Source organism: Chloroflexota bacterium (assembly GCA_026389585.1).
In the GTDB taxonomy this organism is placed as follows: Bacteria; Chloroflexota; Dehalococcoidia; order UBA2247; family RBG-13-53-26; genus JAPLHP01.
In genome coordinates, this window is the sequence record JAPLHP010000070.1 from 1 (window position 1) to 16,357 (window position 16,357).

Below are 16,357 nucleotides of genomic sequence, written 5' to 3' on the forward strand. Positions count from 1 at the left end.
GTGCCTGAGTTGATCCATGCCATTGAGGAGTACCTGACAATATCCAATGCCGACCCTAAACCATTGGTGTGGAAAGCCTCCGCCAAAGCCATTCTTGACAAGCTCGCTCGTTGTAAAGCAGTTTATGAAACACTAGACTAGCTTCACATCCCATTCCATTCTCAAACCTCATTCTCCTCTCACAGTCCTTCACTAAACCACCCTTTGTATCCAAGCTGAGGTTGGGCTGGTATAATGTCATAGTCCCTTCGTGAGCAAATCGGGCCAAAAATCGAGGACTCTGTGCAGACCAATCTCATTCGAGTGAGAACAGCAGATTATCTTACAGCTCTGAGGCTCGTCACTGTACCGATAGTGATGTGGCTTATCCTTTCAGATAAGGTAGTTGCGGCACTTTGCATTTACGCTGTGGCATTAGCAACCGACATACTTGATGGATACTTTGCCAGGAGAAGCAAGGTGATAGTCTCCTACGGCCCAACCTTTGACGCCTTGGCTGATCTCTTTCTTTTCTACGGAACGATACTTGCACTTGCCATTAGAGGAGAGGCCTTTTGGCTTCTTGTAGGGGGGCTTGTAAGTATAGCTGGTTTGGTACCGATATTAGGCCTTATCTCAAAGAAGAAGGGGGGACTTATCATACCTCGCCTGGATACGAGCCTTCTTGCATTCTCTGTCCATACGACAATTGTGGCACACATAATACGCTGGCGGTATGCCGAGATGCTTCTCCCGCTCTTGCTCATTGTGGGGCTGTACTATGGATACAAGTACTTTGCCTTTGCACGGAGCATTAAGAACTAGCTGACACTCTAGTCTTCAGGTACTCCTCCTCCTTGCCTCATAGGGTCTGACGACGTACAGTCAATAGTACCCTACCTCCACACTGTTTCGCTATAATGGGGAGGCAAGATTTCTCCATGAACTTCATAGATTTGGGTAAACTGATAGCAGACCACGGGACTACTGTTGTCTATGTCATCCTTTTTGCCATCATCTTCGCGGAATCTGGTCTATTCTTCGGGTTCTTCTTCCCAGGTGGCAGCCTGTTGCTCACCGCCGGGCTGCTTGCCTACAAAGGAGTGGAGTTGGCGGGCGGTGGAGAACTGAAGCTCAGTCTATGGGTGCTGATGCCACTGCTCTTTGTGGCGGCAGTGCTGGGCGACAACGTGGGCTACTGGTTTGGCAGAAAGGCGGGGCCGCCGCTCTTCAAACGCCCGCAGTCGTTGCTCTTCCGGCCCAAGAATCTACAGGCGGCCAAGGCATTCTATGACAAACACGGCGGCAAGGTCATCACGCTCGCCCGGTTTATGCCCTTCATCCGCACCTTTGTGCCCATCGTGGCGGGCGCGGTGAATATGGAATGGCGCCGCTTCACGTTCTTCAACCTGTTTGGCGGCTTTCTCTGGGCAATCGGGGTGACGTTAGCGGGCTATTTGCTTGGCCGGCTCATCCCACCCGGAGTCCTCGACAACTATTTCCTCCTCATTGTCCTGGTCATCATCGTTTTGTCGCTGCTGCCAGCTTTCATCCACCTCTGGAGAACAGAACGGCATGAGATCTTCGCCTTCGTGAAGACACGCATCTTGAGAAGGCCAGCCGACGGAAAAAGCGCGTCGGCTGACAAAAAGGATGAGCCGGGAGCATAGCAGGTCGAGAATCCCAGTCCCCAGAGTGGTCCCGGCACACCAATCCCCATCTATTACTCCCGGGTGGTTCCATGGCTCTTAATATGCAAAGGCCGGGCACGTATCAGTCCAGAGTCTTTGCACGCAAAAGAGCTCGGATCATGTTTTCAGATGACATGTCTCCGTCTGTCAGGCCAGCAAGAACACTTTCTCTGCCGAAGAGTCGGTCTCTTGTGGCTGTTGTGGAGAGTCCTTGTTTCTCAAGTTGTCTGGCTTCTTGCCATAGCTCATGAAGGTAGCCGATGCATGATTGGAGAGCCTCACGACCATCCTGGAACACGTTTCCGGAGGCGGTAAACAGCACAAGCCTATCACTTCTAAGATCGACGAGCTTCTTCATGGATCTGGCGATAGCCACTATATCCTCCCCGGGCCGGAAAACCCTTGGCTTTCTTGAAACAAACATATCCCCGGAGAAGCACCAACCTTCTGTTGGTTGTGAAAATGCCACATGCCCTCTGCAATGCCCCGGCGTCTCTACTACGTCAAAAGAGAAATGATCCGTTTGTATTCTATCGGGCAAGCAATCAACTTTGGCTGGCATCGGATAGCCCCAGACTAATTCCTGATATGGCAGTAACCTTGGACGCTGTTCAATGAGAGGTACGGATTCCCGCGACGCAAGTACTCTGATGCCAAACTTCTCCATTAGAAGGTGGTTAGCACCAACATGGTCTTCGTGGTAATGTGTGTTTACGGCAATCTTCAGGTAGTGGCCTTCAAGGAATTGAGCCAGTTCCTCCGCGGTATATGAACAACCGGTGTCAATGAGCAGCCCATCGACAAGGTAAGCCGCAGTCCAGTAAAGAACCTGACCCTGAACCTCGTGTCCCATCTTGATTTGCGTGACTTTCCCGAAATCATTGATCTGTAGCATCGCTGGATCTCGTTCTTCTTGTTTGGTGTTCCCAAGCGAGGACTTAGTATATCAAAGTCTCACCAATCCCCAAACCCCACTCCCCTCATAGTCCTCCACTAATCTGCTCTTTGTACCCGAAGATGAGGTTGGGGTGATAAAATGTGGCAGCGGACAGTCTCACAACGCTATGTGTGATGCCAAGGTGAGCATTGTCGGTGTAGAGAATAGTCACAAGCTGGTACATGGGAAAGCCTAGTGCTGGGCAGCGCGAGTTCGCGAGTTATTACCGTGGCAGGAGCACTCATGATCAGGTTTATATTGGGTATCTTTCGCCTTGTCCGAGCAAACAATAAGGGTGGACATCTATGCCCACCCCTTCAAAGTTTGTAGCTGGCTCCCTGCTATTTCTACCGAGTTAATCCTATGTTCCTGGAGCCTCCGATTCGCCTATGCGTACCTCTATATGCTCGCACAGGTATTTCACAAGGTTATTTGCCGCAACGGGCAAGTAGAACCCAAGCGTTATCAAGGAGAGAAACGCTGTCTTTATGAACCAAATCAAGATGTCTTGACCTCTTGCCGTGTACACCATCCCTATTGTCTTGTGCTGTTTCGTCATCGGCCTTCTCCTTCATAAGTAGTCTTGTACTTGCTGCTCGGGCACTAGTTGCAGACGCTAACGGCGAGAATAGAGCCAACAAATCTCCTTGGATAATATCATAACCATTATGATGTTGTCAATTAGAGTTAGAGCGCTGGCAAAGGTCGTTCAACCTCCTGATTACATGGCCTGCCTGAATTGCTCCAGGTCACAATCATCACATGGCAGGGTATCAACACCCGTGAGGTTGAGTGCCCATCTTCTTCCCCATCTTGTCCAATCCAACCACAAGTCCCCAACTGAAAAACAGTGCGCCTGCCTCAATGAGGACAACCAGCCCAACTACCATCCACAAGGCAAAAAGAAGAGGCGATAGAATGATTACAAGGACAGTCTCAATTCGCTGACCAATGGTAGTACCCACAATGCACCTCCATCGTGATTCGAATTGTAGTGCAGGCGATCCAACCACGTCAACGACAAGCAGTATGGTCTTCCAGCAAACCTTTTTGTATCCAGGATGAGGTTGGGCTTGCTATAATAGTCTCGAAAGGATTCGGCCCATGAACCTGGCCGAGTGAGTCCGTACCAGAGAGGAGGCAAACGAAGATGAACTGTCCACGATGTAAGAAAAGTGAGTTAAGAGTCGAAAACTACAAAGGCATTGAGGTTGACCGCTGTCCCCAGTGTCAAGGCATGTGGCTGGACTATGGGGAACTGGACCAGCTGGAGGACAAGGTGCTGGATAAAGACGAACTCAAGGGAACCATGATATACGGCGCCTTTCAAGGTGACCTGCCCTGTCCCAAGTGTGGTAAGACCATGACACGCTTCCGCTACCGGGCCAACAATCTTGAACTCGACTTGTGCGAACAGGGGCATGGGACATGGCTGGACGCTGGCGAGGAGAAGAGGGTACTGGAATTGATGGGACAGCGAATGAAAGACCTTGATCGAAAGGCCAAAGCTGAGGCAGAATGGGGCGGTTTCCTGCAGCAGCTCCGCTCCCCGTCCTTTGTGGGCAAAGTCAAGCGGTTGTTTAAGAAGTAGCGTGACCATGGGCAGGTGGATTTGGCTCAGTGCCCCACAGCAATAGACCTGCCCCCAGAGGTGGCAAATGATCGCGGGCAGGTCAGCAACCCACTTAGACTGAAGGAGATGTGGTGATGAACAACAATCTATTGCTGGGGCTTTTGCGCTGTGTGTTGCCGGTTCCTCGTCCGCTATGGCAGATGCAAGTATCCAGAAATGCGCGCCATCTGGATGCCGGTCTCGATTTTATGTCGGCAGAACATCATCTGATTCGTAACTTCGTGGTTAGAGAGCTTCCCCGTGTGGGGAAGCCACTGTCGCCGGAGTTCATTGCACAGAATTTGAACTTGCCCATTGCTCAAGTGAAAACCATTCTGGACGACCTGGAGAAGCATATGACTTTCCTGTTCAGGAATGAACAGGGGGCAGTGACCTGGGCGTATCCCGTGACCGTTGAAAGGACCCCGCATCATGTGGCTCTCAGTACCGGTGAGCAGGTATATGCTGCCTGAGCCGTTGACGCGGTAGCGGTGCCCTTCGTGCAAGGGCGATTACGCGGAGAGCATGTGTCGGGCCTTATCACCACCGAATGTGCGCACTGTCATCAACCACTGTATATCGAAATAGACAGTGAGTTGAAATATCGAGTGGTGGAGACGGATGCCAGGCCAATGTTCTTCGCGCCGCTTGTGGTGGTCCAGCCGGGTGCTCCAAGCATTATTGACGGGTTCTGACGGAAGTCTGTCTTCTTCTGGTCAGAAGAACACGCCAGGCAACATCGTCGCCAAGCAGGGGGAGTACGCGGTACATACATGACCATGCCGCAAGGCGCATACGTTACCCCCATTCTACAGGGAGCGCTCTTTGCGTTCTCACAGCGCAGTTGAAGCAGAGTCTATTGAATTCTCTCCTGTACCTTGCGCCATGAATCCGTGATGAGGAAACTTTCCTCCACATTCTGAATCATTCTGGTGAACTTGATCATGGGCACCGAGAATGTGAGGACATCCCTGGGCACAAACGGCCTTGCTGATATGTCGAACAGCCCGATGACTGCCCTGGGACGCGCCAACCTTCCTTCGATATATGGGTACTGGATGACAGAGGAACAACCGGCCCCAAACGGTGCGAACACCCCATTCGGCTCAGCTTCGTCGAAATTCGCCAGGGTGAAAAGGCCCGAGAGAACATCAGGCCGGGCAAAGAATACCACAACCTCTGGATTGTCTGATTCCTGAAGCATATCCCATCTCTTGAAGACGATGAAACGAGCTGGCGCTGTAAAGTCCGGCGCATATTTCATTGCCTGCTTCACAAGTTCCGGGGATTTCTTGTACCGTTCCCCTTTGAGTTTGCCGGGAAGACCGCAGGAGAGGAAGTACTCGAAGTTGGGCCTGACATCCTGGGCAAAGCCGGCGTACCTTTTCCCTCCGGGGCAGCCGATGGAGTCCGCAGCAAAAGAGATGGCTCTCCCTTGTCTGACACTGGAAAGCGCTCCGATCAGGCACCTCGGCACTGATCCAGGGCTGGCCCTCTCGGCATGTCCGTCCTCATTGGTGTAGTAGAGAGTGATAGGGAGTTCTGCGTTGTTGAAGTACTTGTGCCACAGGAGGCTGAATCTGTCCTTGATTACCATGTCCATACCTGAGCCCTCCTTCCCTTACCACAGGTTGATCTCAACACCAGCAACTGTCATAGCATGACCCGCCTCCCGCAGGCCAGTCCGGGTGAGATGAACATCAGAGGATCAAAACAGGGGATCAGGGGCTGTCTTTCGGACCACGCCGCATCTTCAAGAGGTACGGGATCAGATGGCCATGTCTTGGGATCTTCTTCAGGAGCAGCCTGACAAAGAAGATTTCCAGGAGGATAATGCCCAGAATGATGCACAGGTCAGCCACATTGAAGGTTGTCCTGACCAGGCCACCCGATGAAATCACCTCGATAAAGTCAGTGACATGGCCAAAGGCAATTCGTTCTACCAGATTCCCCAGGCTGCCGCCAATGAATAGCCCCGTTGCCACGTTCAGCAGCATACTGTTGGATAGCACGTATCGCCGATATAGGAAGAGACACATGCCTATCACCAGAAGGGGCAAAACCAAAGAAACGGCCAAAGGAGCAGGGGCCCCAAAGATGACGCCGCTATTGGCTATACGCGTTATGCGCAGGACTCCTTCATGGGATACCGACTCCCCTAAGACCAGGCTCTCTCTGATCCATAATTTGCTGATCTGATCTGCTTCCAGCGCTAAAAGAGCAATGAGAGGAGCTGTTGGCAGTTGATCCCATAAACCCGAGAGCATCGCCTTGCTATTTTCTGCGATTCTATTCATCTACAGATCTCCAGGGTAAATTGTACCCAATTGGCGACAGAAAGCAAACGACTAGCGATGCCATACCGACTAAAACGTCTTAACTAATTCCAGGATCGGGTGGAGGTCTGTCCGGACTGTGGAGTCGCCCTGGTGCAGGAGCTAAGTCAGGAAGGAGGTACTCCGCCCGGGTTGGTCAGCACATCACCTATACCTGACACTGTCTGGCCTCCTCTCAGTAGAACGCATTCGAACCGGAACGATATCCGAATGCTCTGGTGACACAAGCCCCGTGGGTGCCTTCACGGGCTTATCGAACAGCACGATACCCTGCCCTTCCATGTCTGAGAGGTAGTTGCTGAATTCCTTCTGCGCACTGCAGAACTTGCAGATGCCCCTGCTGACCGGACCTGCAGCGTTCTCAATCACCCAATAATGGCAACATTCGGGGCTCGCGCCCTGCTCTTTCCCGTCATCCGCTCTTCGATTTCTCATAGCCAATCCAACCTCACCATACTTATCTGCCGTGATGAAGGACACTGCAGAGAATCGGTGGAGGCTCAGGTCAACTGCTTGGGCCAGGTTGTGGTATAGAATGACCGTAACTTAGCGCTTCTTCCATCGTCTGAAACTCAGCAATGATGTTGACTGTGGCGTCAGGTGGATATCCTTGCCTCAGGAATGCCTCGCCAGCTTCCCGGTCATCAGCCTGACAGTACACCACCTCCGCCTCTCTGGCGAGGACCTTATCATATATAGCAATGGCCGCATACCAGCACATACTCCCCCATTCAATGCTTTTGACAATTCTATATAGGCTTTAATCCTAGTCGAAATTAATAACATGTTTTTGCAGAAATGTCAATACCCCATTTGCCTGAGAACATTGTGCCCCTAAAAAGGCGTGCTGCCTCTGGAATCAGGTGCTCCTGTGTCCCAGACAAGCTGCAACCAATGCACTCTGGAGTGCTATAATGTCGCCAGTACAACAAAGAACGGCCGAACCAGCAACCTGCAAAGCAGCTATGGGAAAGAAGAGAAGAAGGGGCACTCTGACCAGAAGCCTCTCTAAGGTCAGGAAAGAGGCCACAGGCACAATAACGTCAGCCTTGGGGCTTGTCCCGGGAGTGGGGACAGTCTTGTCAATTTTCAATACAACCACAGGAGCAGTTAAAACCGCCAGGGCTGCCGGAAAGGCCGGGAAATCCCTGAGAGGTAAGGTCCGCCGTCGCTCACGGAGGAGTAAGAAGCGCTAGGAGTGTGTCCGAGTAATACCTATGCTGAGCGTGGGCGACCTTGATTTTTGACTTCTTCTAGGCATGGCCAACCGATTACTCAGACAGGCTCCTAGGAGGGTGGGGCACCACTCGGACAACGCGGATAAGTTAGGCACAAAACAACCGTTCGCTTGCGCCCAGCCTAGCTTTGGGCAAATACTCGTGACCCAGGCTCCTAGGGAAAGTCCTGCGTCGCAGATTATCAAGCAGGACAATTTGACAGAAGATCTGATTTGTGACATAATCCCTCGTAATTAAAGCGAAAAGGGCAAACCTGCAGGAATGCAGGGACGCAAAGCCACAAGTCCGAATGGGATAGTTGGGCTACCGCTTAAATAGAACTAGCGGTCAGTGTGGCTCTTTGGTGTTGCTCAGCCAATCAGCCATTTTTTGTTTTGAGGGGTTGATGCTCACAACTATGAATCAGGATGGAAATACCAGCTGTCTGCCTATTTATGCAGGCTGATGCAAACTGAGTGACTGCCGCAAGGCAATTGAATCCGGAGGATACTGGTTATGCTAAATCAGACGTACAACAAATCAGCGCCACCTGAAGATGGTACTGATCTACCGATGAAAAGAGTGCGCTTGAGGAAGAATTGGCGTTACGAATCTCTGCTGGGGAAGACCTTTAAGAGCCTCGGCAAGCACCTTGACCAGTGCTGCTTCTTGAAGGCCTCCGCCCATGAAGATTGCCCTGCGCAGCTACAATGCCGTGAGTGGTGGGACAAGCACTGTAAGACAAGCTACAGCAACCTCACCCCGGATGAGATGAAGGCGATCATCAAGGAATTTGAGGGGAATCGAGAGGAATGGCTGGAGGAGTCGCTGCCTCCATCATCTCACCGCCAGATGTTACGCAGTCGCTGTGACAGGGCCCCCAGCGCCATGAGTCCCACAAACTCCCCGTCAGAAAGCCCCAGAATCCGGCCGCAGAGAAAGCCTTTCTCATTCGTCAGATCAAGTACCCTGTAGCAATTGAGAGGAGATTCTACCCGTGGCAGAGCTCGCCCCGTCTCAGGATATCTCCTGCCCTTTGTCGAGCCGTTCGATGATATCGATCACCATCTGAAGAGAGACAGCGAGCGATTCCGGACGGATATGCTCACAAGTATCGTTACGGGTGTGGTAGTTGGGCACCAGCCTGGAAGTATCCTGACAATGCAGGCATATGGCAGGGATTCCCTTCACTGAAAAGGCAGAGGCATCGGTGGCACCCAGTGGAATCCACCGGCTTCTGATGGGCCAGCCGTGGCTGGCAGCAACCTCCTGAGCCATCCTGACCAATTGAGGATCGTGTTTTGCTCCGGTGCAAAGCTCACGGTTGGTCACGGAGAGGAACTTCTCATCATATATGCCATCCAGGAACAACGCGTACGTGGGAGTCTCCTTCAACTCACTCAGATGCTTCTTCACATACCGCTTGGCCCCGCGCAGGCCCGCCTCTTCGGAGGACATCCCGATCAGCACCACTTCGGTTCTTTGAGGGAAGAAGCCTTCGCTCTGCTTCGCCTCATCCATATACCTGGCCAGACCGGCAGTGACAGCCACCCCGGCCATGTCGTCCATAGCGCCGGGAACAGGCTTACCACTATGGAAAAGGAGGAACAGACCAACAACGGGAGCCAGTCCGATGGCTGCTATCCCCATCCCCGTGTAAACTGTGGCATTCGCAGAACCGGTGAAATAGGCCACCGTCTTCGCCAGACTGCCGCCGAGAATGAAGACGATCGCAGCAATAGCAATCGCAATGAGTACAACAGCAGCACTCCCCAGGTAGTGCCAGAGAAGGAACTCATATGCCGAGTCCAGATGGCCGCTGACTATCACCCGCCGTTCGGCCTCCCCACGAGGCCGAATTATTCCCACGACGTTCTGGCCTCTTTTGCGTGGGAAAAGGAAGTCGATAAATTCACGGTATCTCATGAACTCAAAGAACACCATGCTGAAGCTGATCGCAGCTACCACTAAGGAGGCCGGCGGGTAAAACCAGTAGAGGATGACCGCAGCGAAATAGAACAGCACGGTTAACGGCAGAAAGCCCAGAAAGCCTTGCGGGCTACAGGCAAAAGATTCCACAGCTACCATGTCACAGATTGGAATCCATTCCTTGACCAGCAGGCGGCCCAGCTTCCTTTCCGCTTCGCCACATGACAGCCTTGGGCCGATCTCATCGATCACCTTTTTGACAAGGTTGTACATGTAGTCCGTATATCTATCTGCTGCTATGCCGATCATCTTGATAAGAATCCTGCTCTCTATTTCAATAACTTGTCCTTGCCCGGATACATCATATCAACTTTCGTCATTAATGACGAAAGTTGTCGGCTTGTCTCACTCAGAGACTGCTTGTATACTCAGAAGACGCCACTGCGGTTATTGCTGCGTGCAAAGCAGTACCAGAGAGAGGAGGTTCATACCATGGCCAGCCTGACAGAACTGGAAGCAAGGATCAAGACCCTGGAGGATATCGAGGCCATCAAGCAGTTGAAGTACAGGTATTTCCGCCACCTCGACAGCCTGAACTGGGCCGGCGTGATTGACTGCTTTGCAGAAGAGGGCGAAATAGATTACGAGCCCGGCATAAAGATGAAGGGCACAAAAGAGATGCAGCAGAAGATGAAGGCTCTGCTATGTGAGCATATCGGCGTCCACCAGAGCCACCATCCCGAGATTCAGATAACCAGCCCCACCACCGCCACCGGAAAATGGGAGCTGTGGGTCTATCATTATTTGGACATAGCCAAGAAGGGCTTCCGGCTGGGGGGCTTCTATAACGACGATTATGTCAAGGAGAAGGGCGAGTGGAAGATCAAGAAAGCGAAGATGACCCTCCTCTTCTTCGAGATGTGGGATAGAGAACCATTGAAAAGGACGCCATAGACAGTCCGCCGCCTGAACGGTGTGGGCACAAGAACACCCTCCGGGCTACAAGTAGCAGTCCCATAGAAGGTGGACACAAACACCAAATCGAGGAGGTCTGAAGCATGGTCAAGCATACCAGGGTTCCTGAGCATTGGGATATGGAGGTCGACCTGGTTTCGGTCGGTTCCAGCATGGGCGGATTTACGGCTGCTATCCTCGGCCACGATCTGGGTCTGAAGACGGTATTTTTGGAAAAATCAGGGTTCCTGGGCGGAGGCACCTCTCTATCCGGAGGCCTGCTCTGGATACCCTACAACCACCATATGCTTAAGGCAGGCATTTCGGATTCCAGGGAGGAAGCCCTAACGCACATACGCCGTATCAGCCTGGGACGCCACGACGAGGATCAGGTGGCGGCCTATCTGGATCATGGACCAGAGGTCATCCGGTATCTGGAAGATCACACTCCGCTGAAGCTTACTATTGAGAGCAGCCCCGACTACTACGCTGATCTCCCCGGCGGCAAGGCCCGCGGCCGCCAGTTGTATCCTGATCCAGCGCTGATGATACCCATGCTGAAGGAGGCGGAGAAAACACAACCCATCCTGGCCAGGGTGCGGCGTGATCCGGTCCCCTTCTTTTTGGGTTTGCGGGATGTCTGGGCTGAGGGGCGGGGACTCATTGCCCCGCTGGCACTGGCTTGCGTCGAGCGGGGTATTAACATACTCCTGAATACCCGCGCCAGGCAGTTAATAGTCAATGATGGCAGGGTTATAGGTCTCCGCGCCGAGCAGGAAGGACGGGACCTCTTCATTAAAGCCAGAAAGGGAGTTCTGCTGGCCACAGGCGGGTTTGAGTGGAACGATGAGATGAACCGCAGATTCATGAACTGCTGTACTCTGTCCGCCCTGACACCAAACTCCAACGAGGGCGATGGCCATATCATGGGCATGGAGGTCGGCGCTGCGCTGGCTCTGATGGACCACTCCATATATCAACCCACCATCCACGTCGAAGGGGAAGAGGTGGAAGGCAAGCCCTTCTATCGCCCTATCGCCTACGGTTATCCAGGCAATATCATCGTCAACCGCCACGGCAAGCGCTGCTGCAATGAGTCCTTCTATCCGGATATAGGCCGAGCCTTCTTCTCATATGAAAAGGTCCACTCTGAGCTGGCCAACGCGCCACTCTTCTGGATAGCCGACAAAGCCTGTGCCAGCAAGTTGGGCATCAGCGCTATGGCCAAGATCACCAAGAGACCTGATTGGCTGCATAAGGCTGATACCCTGCCGGAGTTGGCCGGGAAACTGGGCATCCCTGCCGATATCCTGGTGGAGACGGTAGATCGGTTCAACAGTTTCGCTCGTGAAGGGCACGATCCCGACTTCCACCGCGGGGAGACCACCTACCAGAAATGGTGGGGCAAGAGAATATACCCCGATAAGGAGAGCAATCCCACCCTCGGCCCGTTGGAGGCGCCACCCTTCTACGGCTGCACGCTATACGTAGGCTCGGTGGGAAATCTGGGCGGCCTGGTCATCAACAAGGATGCCCAGGTAACCGATGCCGAGGAGGAGTCAATACCGGGCCTGTACGGTACCAGCAATACTACCGCACTGCTGTCACACGGCTTCGCCTACACCAGCGGTGCCTGCCAGGCCAAGAGTATGATCTTCGGTTACATCGCGGCCCGGCACATGGCAAAGGCCAGGAATGTCTGAGTACGTGATACAATAGTTGTCAGGAACAAGGAACTGATCTTGAACGCCGTTGCAGTCTCCAGCATATCCAAGTCCTTCGGAAAGGTCGAGGCAGTAAAGTCAGTCTCCTTTACAGTGGAGTCTGGCGAGGTCTTCGGCCTCATCGGCCCCAATGGCGCCGGCAAAACCACAGTCATCAGAATGTTGATGGATATCATCATGCCTGATTCCGGAGAGATCAAGATTCTGGGAGAGCCGCTGCAGGAGTCTACCAAGAACCGCATAGGCTACCTGCCCGAAGAGAGAGGCCTCTACAAGAAGCTCACCGTCATTGACTGTCTCTCCTACCTGGCATCCCTGAAGGGCACTTCGCCTTCCGTTGCCAGAGACCAGGCTAAAGTCTTGCTTCAGCGCACCGGTATGCTGCCCCACCAGCACAAGAAGATTGAAGAGTTGAGCAAGGGCATGGCTCAATTGATCCAGTTTACCGCTACCATCCTGCATGCCCCTGATCTGGTGATCCTAGACGAGCCCTTTTACGGGCTGGACCCAGTGAATACGAAGCTCATCAAGGACATGGTGGCTGAACTCAGAGGCCAGGGAAAAGCCATCATCCTGAGCACCCACATGATGAACGAGGTAGAGGAGCTCTGCGACAGGATATTGATGATCAATAAGGGTCAGACGATGCTCTACGGTAATCTGGCAGAAATAAAATCCCGCTACAGGAAGAACTCGGTGTTCGTCGCAACAGAGGGTGACCCGGGCCAGATCGACGGGGTGGTCAAGACGCAGGATCACGGCAGCTATCGTGAACTGCTTCTGGACAGTAAAACGTCGCCCCAGAAGGTACTGGCAAGCCTGGTAGGCCGGAATGTTGTGGTGAACCGCTTCGAGGTAGCTACACCGCCCTTGAGCGAGATATTTATCCGCGTGGTGGAGGGCCGCAGTGAGTAAGACGCTCACTATTGCCAGGCATGAACTCCTGGTCACTCTGAAGAGGACGTCTTTCATTCTGGTTACCCTGGCAGTGCCTCTCCTGATGCTGGTGGGGTACGGGGTCTATCAGGGTGTGCAGCACTGGTATCGCCCCAGTGAACCAACAATAGAAGTGATCGGCTATGTGGATCAGGCTGGAGGCTTCGATGAATACAATAACCAGATTGGTCCCACTTTCATCCCCTGCCCTGGCGAAGAGAAAGCCAAGCAGGCTCTCCTCGCCGGGGAGATCAAGGAATACTTTGTCATCCCTCAGGATTATCTTTCCTCTGGATCAATCATCAGATACACCAGGGAAAGAGAATTGGAACCACCGCCAAAGACAATGGAGCGGATACAGGACTTTCTGATCTCTAACCTGATCGGTGAACATGTTGACCCCGAGGTGCTGGATCGGGTCAAGACGCCAATGCTGGTGACCTCCATTATACTGGACGAGAGCGGCAACGCGGTGGAGAACCAGAGTCCCTTTGTACAATTTTTCCTGCCCTACATCTTCGCTATCCTGCTGATGCTCTCGATCTTCTTCGCCTCAGGATACCTCCTCCAGGGCGTCTCTGAGGAAAAGGAGAACCGCCTGATAGAAGTACTCCTCTCCTCTGTCTCGGCCAGGCAACTGATGGTGGGGAAGGTGCTGGGTCTGGGCACAGCAGGACTGGCACAGATGTTGGTCTGGGTGGCTTCCATTGAGGTGTTCATCAAGGTCGCCCGGGTGAATATCCCTGCATTGAGCGATCTCTCCATTCCTTCCAACATTGTGGTACTGGGAATCGTCTACTACATCCTCGGCTATTTACTCTTCGCAGTGCTCTCCGCCGGTATCGGCTCCATCGGCTCCACCGCCAGAGAATCCCAAAGCTGGTCTGGCATCATGGCTACCACTGCAATGGTGCCCCTGTGGCTCAGCGCCGTGATCATTCAGAGCCCGGATCACATCATCTCTAAGGTGCTCACCATCTTCCCCTTGACGGCCCCGATAACAGCCATGATGAGGCTTCCTCTCCAGAGCATCCCCGCCTGGGAACTGGCACTGAGCCTGTCGCTCCTGGTCGTGTCGATCGTCTTCTCTATGTGGGCGGCAGCCAAGGTATTCCGGACCGCACTCCTCATGTACGGCAAGAGGCCCTCTCTGAAGGAGATCGTCAGATATATCAGAGAAGCATAGGCCAGTGCCTGGTTGCAAGAATAGGCGTCATTCGCTTTGCGGGCGAAGAGACCCTTCGCCTTCGCTCAGGGTGACAAACCGCATAAATGGCATGGTGACATATAGCCCACAGTGTCATTGCGAGCGAAGCGAAGCAATCTCAGTAGAAGGCCAATGTCATTCCCGCGAAAGCGGGAATCCAGTCCCCCCACGAGCTATGAGCTATGAGCCACTATCGTGTCATTCTGAGCGCAGCGAAGAATCTCTCTGATTCGTGATCTGCCCTCAATGCCCATGAGCCATCAGCTACGAGCCATGAGCTATCCTTCCGCAGAAGGATGAGCCACGATCGTGTCATTCTAATGTCGCCCACCGTGTCATTCTGAGCGAAGTGAAGAATCTCTCTGATTCGTGAGCTGCCCTCCATGCCCATGAGCTATGAGCTACGATCGTGTCATTCTGAGCGCAGCGAAGAATCTCGATTGTCACACTGACTTGTGCAACCAGGCACCAGGTGATGTTGGACGCCCATAATTCTCTTTGTACACCAAGATACAAAGCCCACCGCAACGCACTTATCCCTGCAGCCTGTCAGGAATCAATCCAGCAGTATGATACAATACCGCCATGGGCCGCCAGAAAAGGAGGTATCATTATGTCACCACGTAAACCAAGCAAGGCAGACCCTCAAATAATAGAGATGCCATCTCAGAAGATGGCAGTGGTTCGTGGCAAAGGTGCGCCGGACAAGGTCTTCCCTGAAATCATGCCAGCGCTCTTCGGCTCAATTTATACGCTGAAGTTCGACCTGAAGAAGAAGGGACTGCCCACCTTCAAGGTTAGCGCGCCGCGCAGCCGCTATCCCGATGCCCTTCATGTACCCCAGGAACAGTGGTCCATCGTTATCGGCATACCCATTCCAGAAGATACCACCTCTCTACCCCAGAAGGCGCTCGGCGTTAAGGTCAAGATCGAGACCTGGGAATATGGCACCGTCGCCCAGATCCTCCACCTCGGACCCTACGACCAGGAACAACCCTCGATTGAGCGCTTGCACAAATTCATCGAGGAAAACAGCTACCGGATAGCAGGGGTGCACGAAGAGGAATACCTCACCCGACCTGACGCCAAAGTCATCAAGACCATCATCAGATACCCGGTGAAGAAGGTCACAGGGAAATAGCTGGATCTTTATGCTTCCTTCATACCGGTTGGCTTGTGTCAACACATGAAGTGTTGACACCCTCTGAGCAGCATTGTAGACTGCACACTAACATAAAGTAGGATAAAAAGGGGGGTAGTCAAAATGGGCATGACAGTCTACAATCCGGACGGCACAATTGCATCGATCTTCCAGGGCATAAAGCGCGATGGCAACAAGCTCGTCTTGAAACAACTGGCGTTGGGACAAGTGCCAATGGACGTCATCATAACTCCGGAAGAGGGTCTCAAGTCGATGGGCATGGGGATGAGTCTGGGTCTCCTCACGTTCATCTTGCTCTTCCCGTACTTCTACTTCAGTTACCGTAGTGAAAAGAAAAAGAAGGCCGCAGCCGCAACACCAGACAAGCCAAAGGCTTGATTCAGATTAACAGATCACAAAGCGAATGACGCCTATTCTTGCAACCGGGCGCGGGTCTGTCGTTTCCTCATCAACCGGTAGGCTAGTCTAGTGTTTCATAAACTGCTTTACAACGAGCGAGCTTGTCAAGAATGGCTTTGGCGGAGGCTTTCCCCACCAACGGTTTAGGGTCGGCATTGGATATTGTCAGGTACTCCTTAATGGCATGGATCAACTCTGGCACACTTCCGAAGCTTCCACGCCGCAGACGCTTTTCCGTCAACTCCCCCAACCAACGCTCAACAAGGTTCAGCCA

Annotated in this window: 19 protein-coding genes, 1 pseudogene and 1 riboswitch; of the genes and pseudogenes, 12 read left to right on the forward strand and 8 right to left on the reverse strand. The window is 52.9% G+C overall.

Going from position 1 to position 16,357, the window contains the following annotated elements:
- Positions 1-303: 303 nt before the first annotated feature.
- The gene (locus tag NTZ04_05650; protein MCX5991797.1) at positions 304-804 is read left to right on the forward strand and encodes a CDP-alcohol phosphatidyltransferase family protein; all 501 of its coding nucleotides are present in this window, start codon (positions 304-306) and stop codon (positions 802-804) included.
- 116 nt (positions 805-920) lie between these two features.
- A complete protein-coding gene (locus NTZ04_05655) occupies positions 921-1,649 on the forward strand; it encodes a VTT domain-containing protein (GenBank protein MCX5991798.1) in 729 nt (242 codons plus the stop codon).
- Between the two features lie 103 nt (positions 1,650-1,752).
- On the opposite strand, the gene NTZ04_05660 is transcribed toward NTZ04_05655, so the two are convergent.
- The 3 genes from NTZ04_05660 to NTZ04_05670 all read right to left on the reverse strand — a co-directional run bounded on the left by NTZ04_05660 (position 1,753) and on the right by NTZ04_05670 (position 3,572).
- Complete coding sequence (locus NTZ04_05660) at positions 1,753-2,565, reverse strand: MBL fold metallo-hydrolase (protein MCX5991799.1); 813 nt, start codon at positions 2,563-2,565, stop codon at positions 1,753-1,755.
- Positions 2,566-2,968: 403 nt separating this feature from the next.
- Positions 2,969-3,166, reverse strand: coding sequence for a hypothetical protein (locus tag NTZ04_05665; protein ID MCX5991800.1), 198 nt, complete (start codon positions 3,164-3,166; stop codon positions 2,969-2,971).
- A 214-nt stretch (positions 3,167-3,380) separates the two neighbouring features.
- Complete coding sequence (locus NTZ04_05670; protein MCX5991801.1) at positions 3,381-3,572, reverse strand: hypothetical protein; 192 nt, start codon at positions 3,570-3,572, stop codon at positions 3,381-3,383.
- A gap of 185 nt (positions 3,573-3,757) precedes the next feature.
- On the opposite strand from NTZ04_05670, the gene NTZ04_05675 reads away from it, so the two are divergent.
- Together NTZ04_05675 and NTZ04_05680 are read left to right on the forward strand one after the other, a co-directional pair.
- On the forward strand, positions 3,758-4,198 hold the full coding sequence (locus NTZ04_05675) for a zf-TFIIB domain-containing protein (protein MCX5991802.1): 441 nt from the start codon (positions 3,758-3,760) through the stop codon (positions 4,196-4,198).
- 116 nt (positions 4,199-4,314) lie between these two features.
- Positions 4,315-4,692, forward strand: a complete 378-nt coding sequence (locus tag NTZ04_05680) for a hypothetical protein (protein MCX5991803.1) — start codon at positions 4,315-4,317, stop codon at positions 4,690-4,692.
- A gap of 383 nt (positions 4,693-5,075) precedes the next feature.
- On the opposite strand, the gene NTZ04_05685 is transcribed toward NTZ04_05680, so the two are convergent.
- The 3 genes from NTZ04_05685 to NTZ04_05695 form a co-directional block, all read right to left on the reverse strand.
- Positions 5,076-5,822: a DUF169 domain-containing protein gene (locus NTZ04_05685; GenBank protein MCX5991804.1), complete on the reverse strand. Its 747-nt coding sequence runs from the start codon at positions 5,820-5,822 to the stop codon at positions 5,076-5,078.
- Positions 5,823-5,940: 118 nt separating this feature from the next.
- Complete coding sequence (gene lspA / locus NTZ04_05690) at positions 5,941-6,516, reverse strand: signal peptidase II (protein MCX5991805.1); 576 nt, start codon at positions 6,514-6,516, stop codon at positions 5,941-5,943.
- A 183-nt stretch (positions 6,517-6,699) separates the two neighbouring features.
- Positions 6,700-6,990, reverse strand: coding sequence for a hypothetical protein (locus NTZ04_05695; protein MCX5991806.1), 291 nt, complete (start codon positions 6,988-6,990; stop codon positions 6,700-6,702).
- Positions 6,991-7,469: 479 nt separating this feature from the next.
- Between NTZ04_05695 and NTZ04_05700 the strand changes: the two genes are divergently transcribed.
- Together NTZ04_05700 and NTZ04_05705 are read left to right on the forward strand one after the other, a co-directional pair.
- Positions 7,470-7,751: a hypothetical protein gene (locus NTZ04_05700; protein ID MCX5991807.1), complete on the forward strand. Its 282-nt coding sequence runs from the start codon at positions 7,470-7,472 to the stop codon at positions 7,749-7,751.
- Positions 7,752-8,029: 278 nt separating this feature from the next.
- A riboswitch (cyclic di-GMP riboswitch) is annotated at positions 8,030-8,104 on the forward strand.
- 184 nt (positions 8,105-8,288) lie between these two features.
- Positions 8,289-8,747: a hypothetical protein gene (locus NTZ04_05705; GenBank protein ID MCX5991808.1), complete on the forward strand. Its 459-nt coding sequence runs from the start codon at positions 8,289-8,291 to the stop codon at positions 8,745-8,747.
- 42 nt (positions 8,748-8,789) lie between these two features.
- On the opposite strand, the gene NTZ04_05710 is transcribed toward NTZ04_05705, so the two are convergent.
- Positions 8,790-10,010 (reverse strand): M28 family peptidase, encoded by a 1,221-nt coding sequence (locus tag NTZ04_05710; GenBank protein ID MCX5991809.1) that lies wholly within the window; start codon positions 10,008-10,010, stop codon positions 8,790-8,792.
- Positions 10,011-10,193: 183 nt separating this feature from the next.
- Here NTZ04_05710 and NTZ04_05715 point away from each other — a divergent pair, with 183 nt between their 5' ends.
- The 6 genes from NTZ04_05715 (at position 10,194) to NTZ04_05740 (ending at position 16,062) form a co-directional block, all read left to right on the forward strand.
- Complete coding sequence (locus NTZ04_05715; protein ID MCX5991810.1) at positions 10,194-10,655, forward strand: nuclear transport factor 2 family protein; 462 nt, start codon at positions 10,194-10,196, stop codon at positions 10,653-10,655.
- A 104-nt stretch (positions 10,656-10,759) separates the two neighbouring features.
- Positions 10,760-12,358, forward strand: a complete 1,599-nt coding sequence (locus tag NTZ04_05720; protein MCX5991811.1) for an FAD-binding protein — start codon at positions 10,760-10,762, stop codon at positions 12,356-12,358.
- Between the two features lie 39 nt (positions 12,359-12,397).
- Entirely contained in the window at positions 12,398-13,294 is an 897-nt protein-coding gene (locus tag NTZ04_05725; GenBank protein MCX5991812.1) for an ATP-binding cassette domain-containing protein, read from the forward strand.
- Positions 13,287-14,501 carry an ABC transporter permease gene (locus NTZ04_05730; GenBank protein MCX5991813.1) on the forward strand — a complete coding sequence of 405 codons (1,215 nt, stop codon included), beginning with the start codon at positions 13,287-13,289 and terminating at the stop codon, positions 14,499-14,501. Before NTZ04_05725 ends, NTZ04_05730 begins: the two co-directional genes overlap by 8 nt.
- A 634-nt stretch (positions 14,502-15,135) precedes the next feature.
- Positions 15,136-15,663, forward strand: coding sequence for a GyrI-like domain-containing protein (locus NTZ04_05735; protein MCX5991814.1), 528 nt, complete (start codon positions 15,136-15,138; stop codon positions 15,661-15,663).
- 123 nt (positions 15,664-15,786) lie between these two features.
- Entirely contained in the window at positions 15,787-16,062 is a 276-nt protein-coding gene (locus tag NTZ04_05740; protein MCX5991815.1) for a hypothetical protein, read from the forward strand.
- 187 nt (positions 16,063-16,249) lie between these two features.
- On the opposite strand, the pseudogene NTZ04_05745 reads toward NTZ04_05740, so the two are convergent.
- Positions 16,250-16,357, reverse strand: a pseudogene (locus NTZ04_05745) (IS630 family transposase).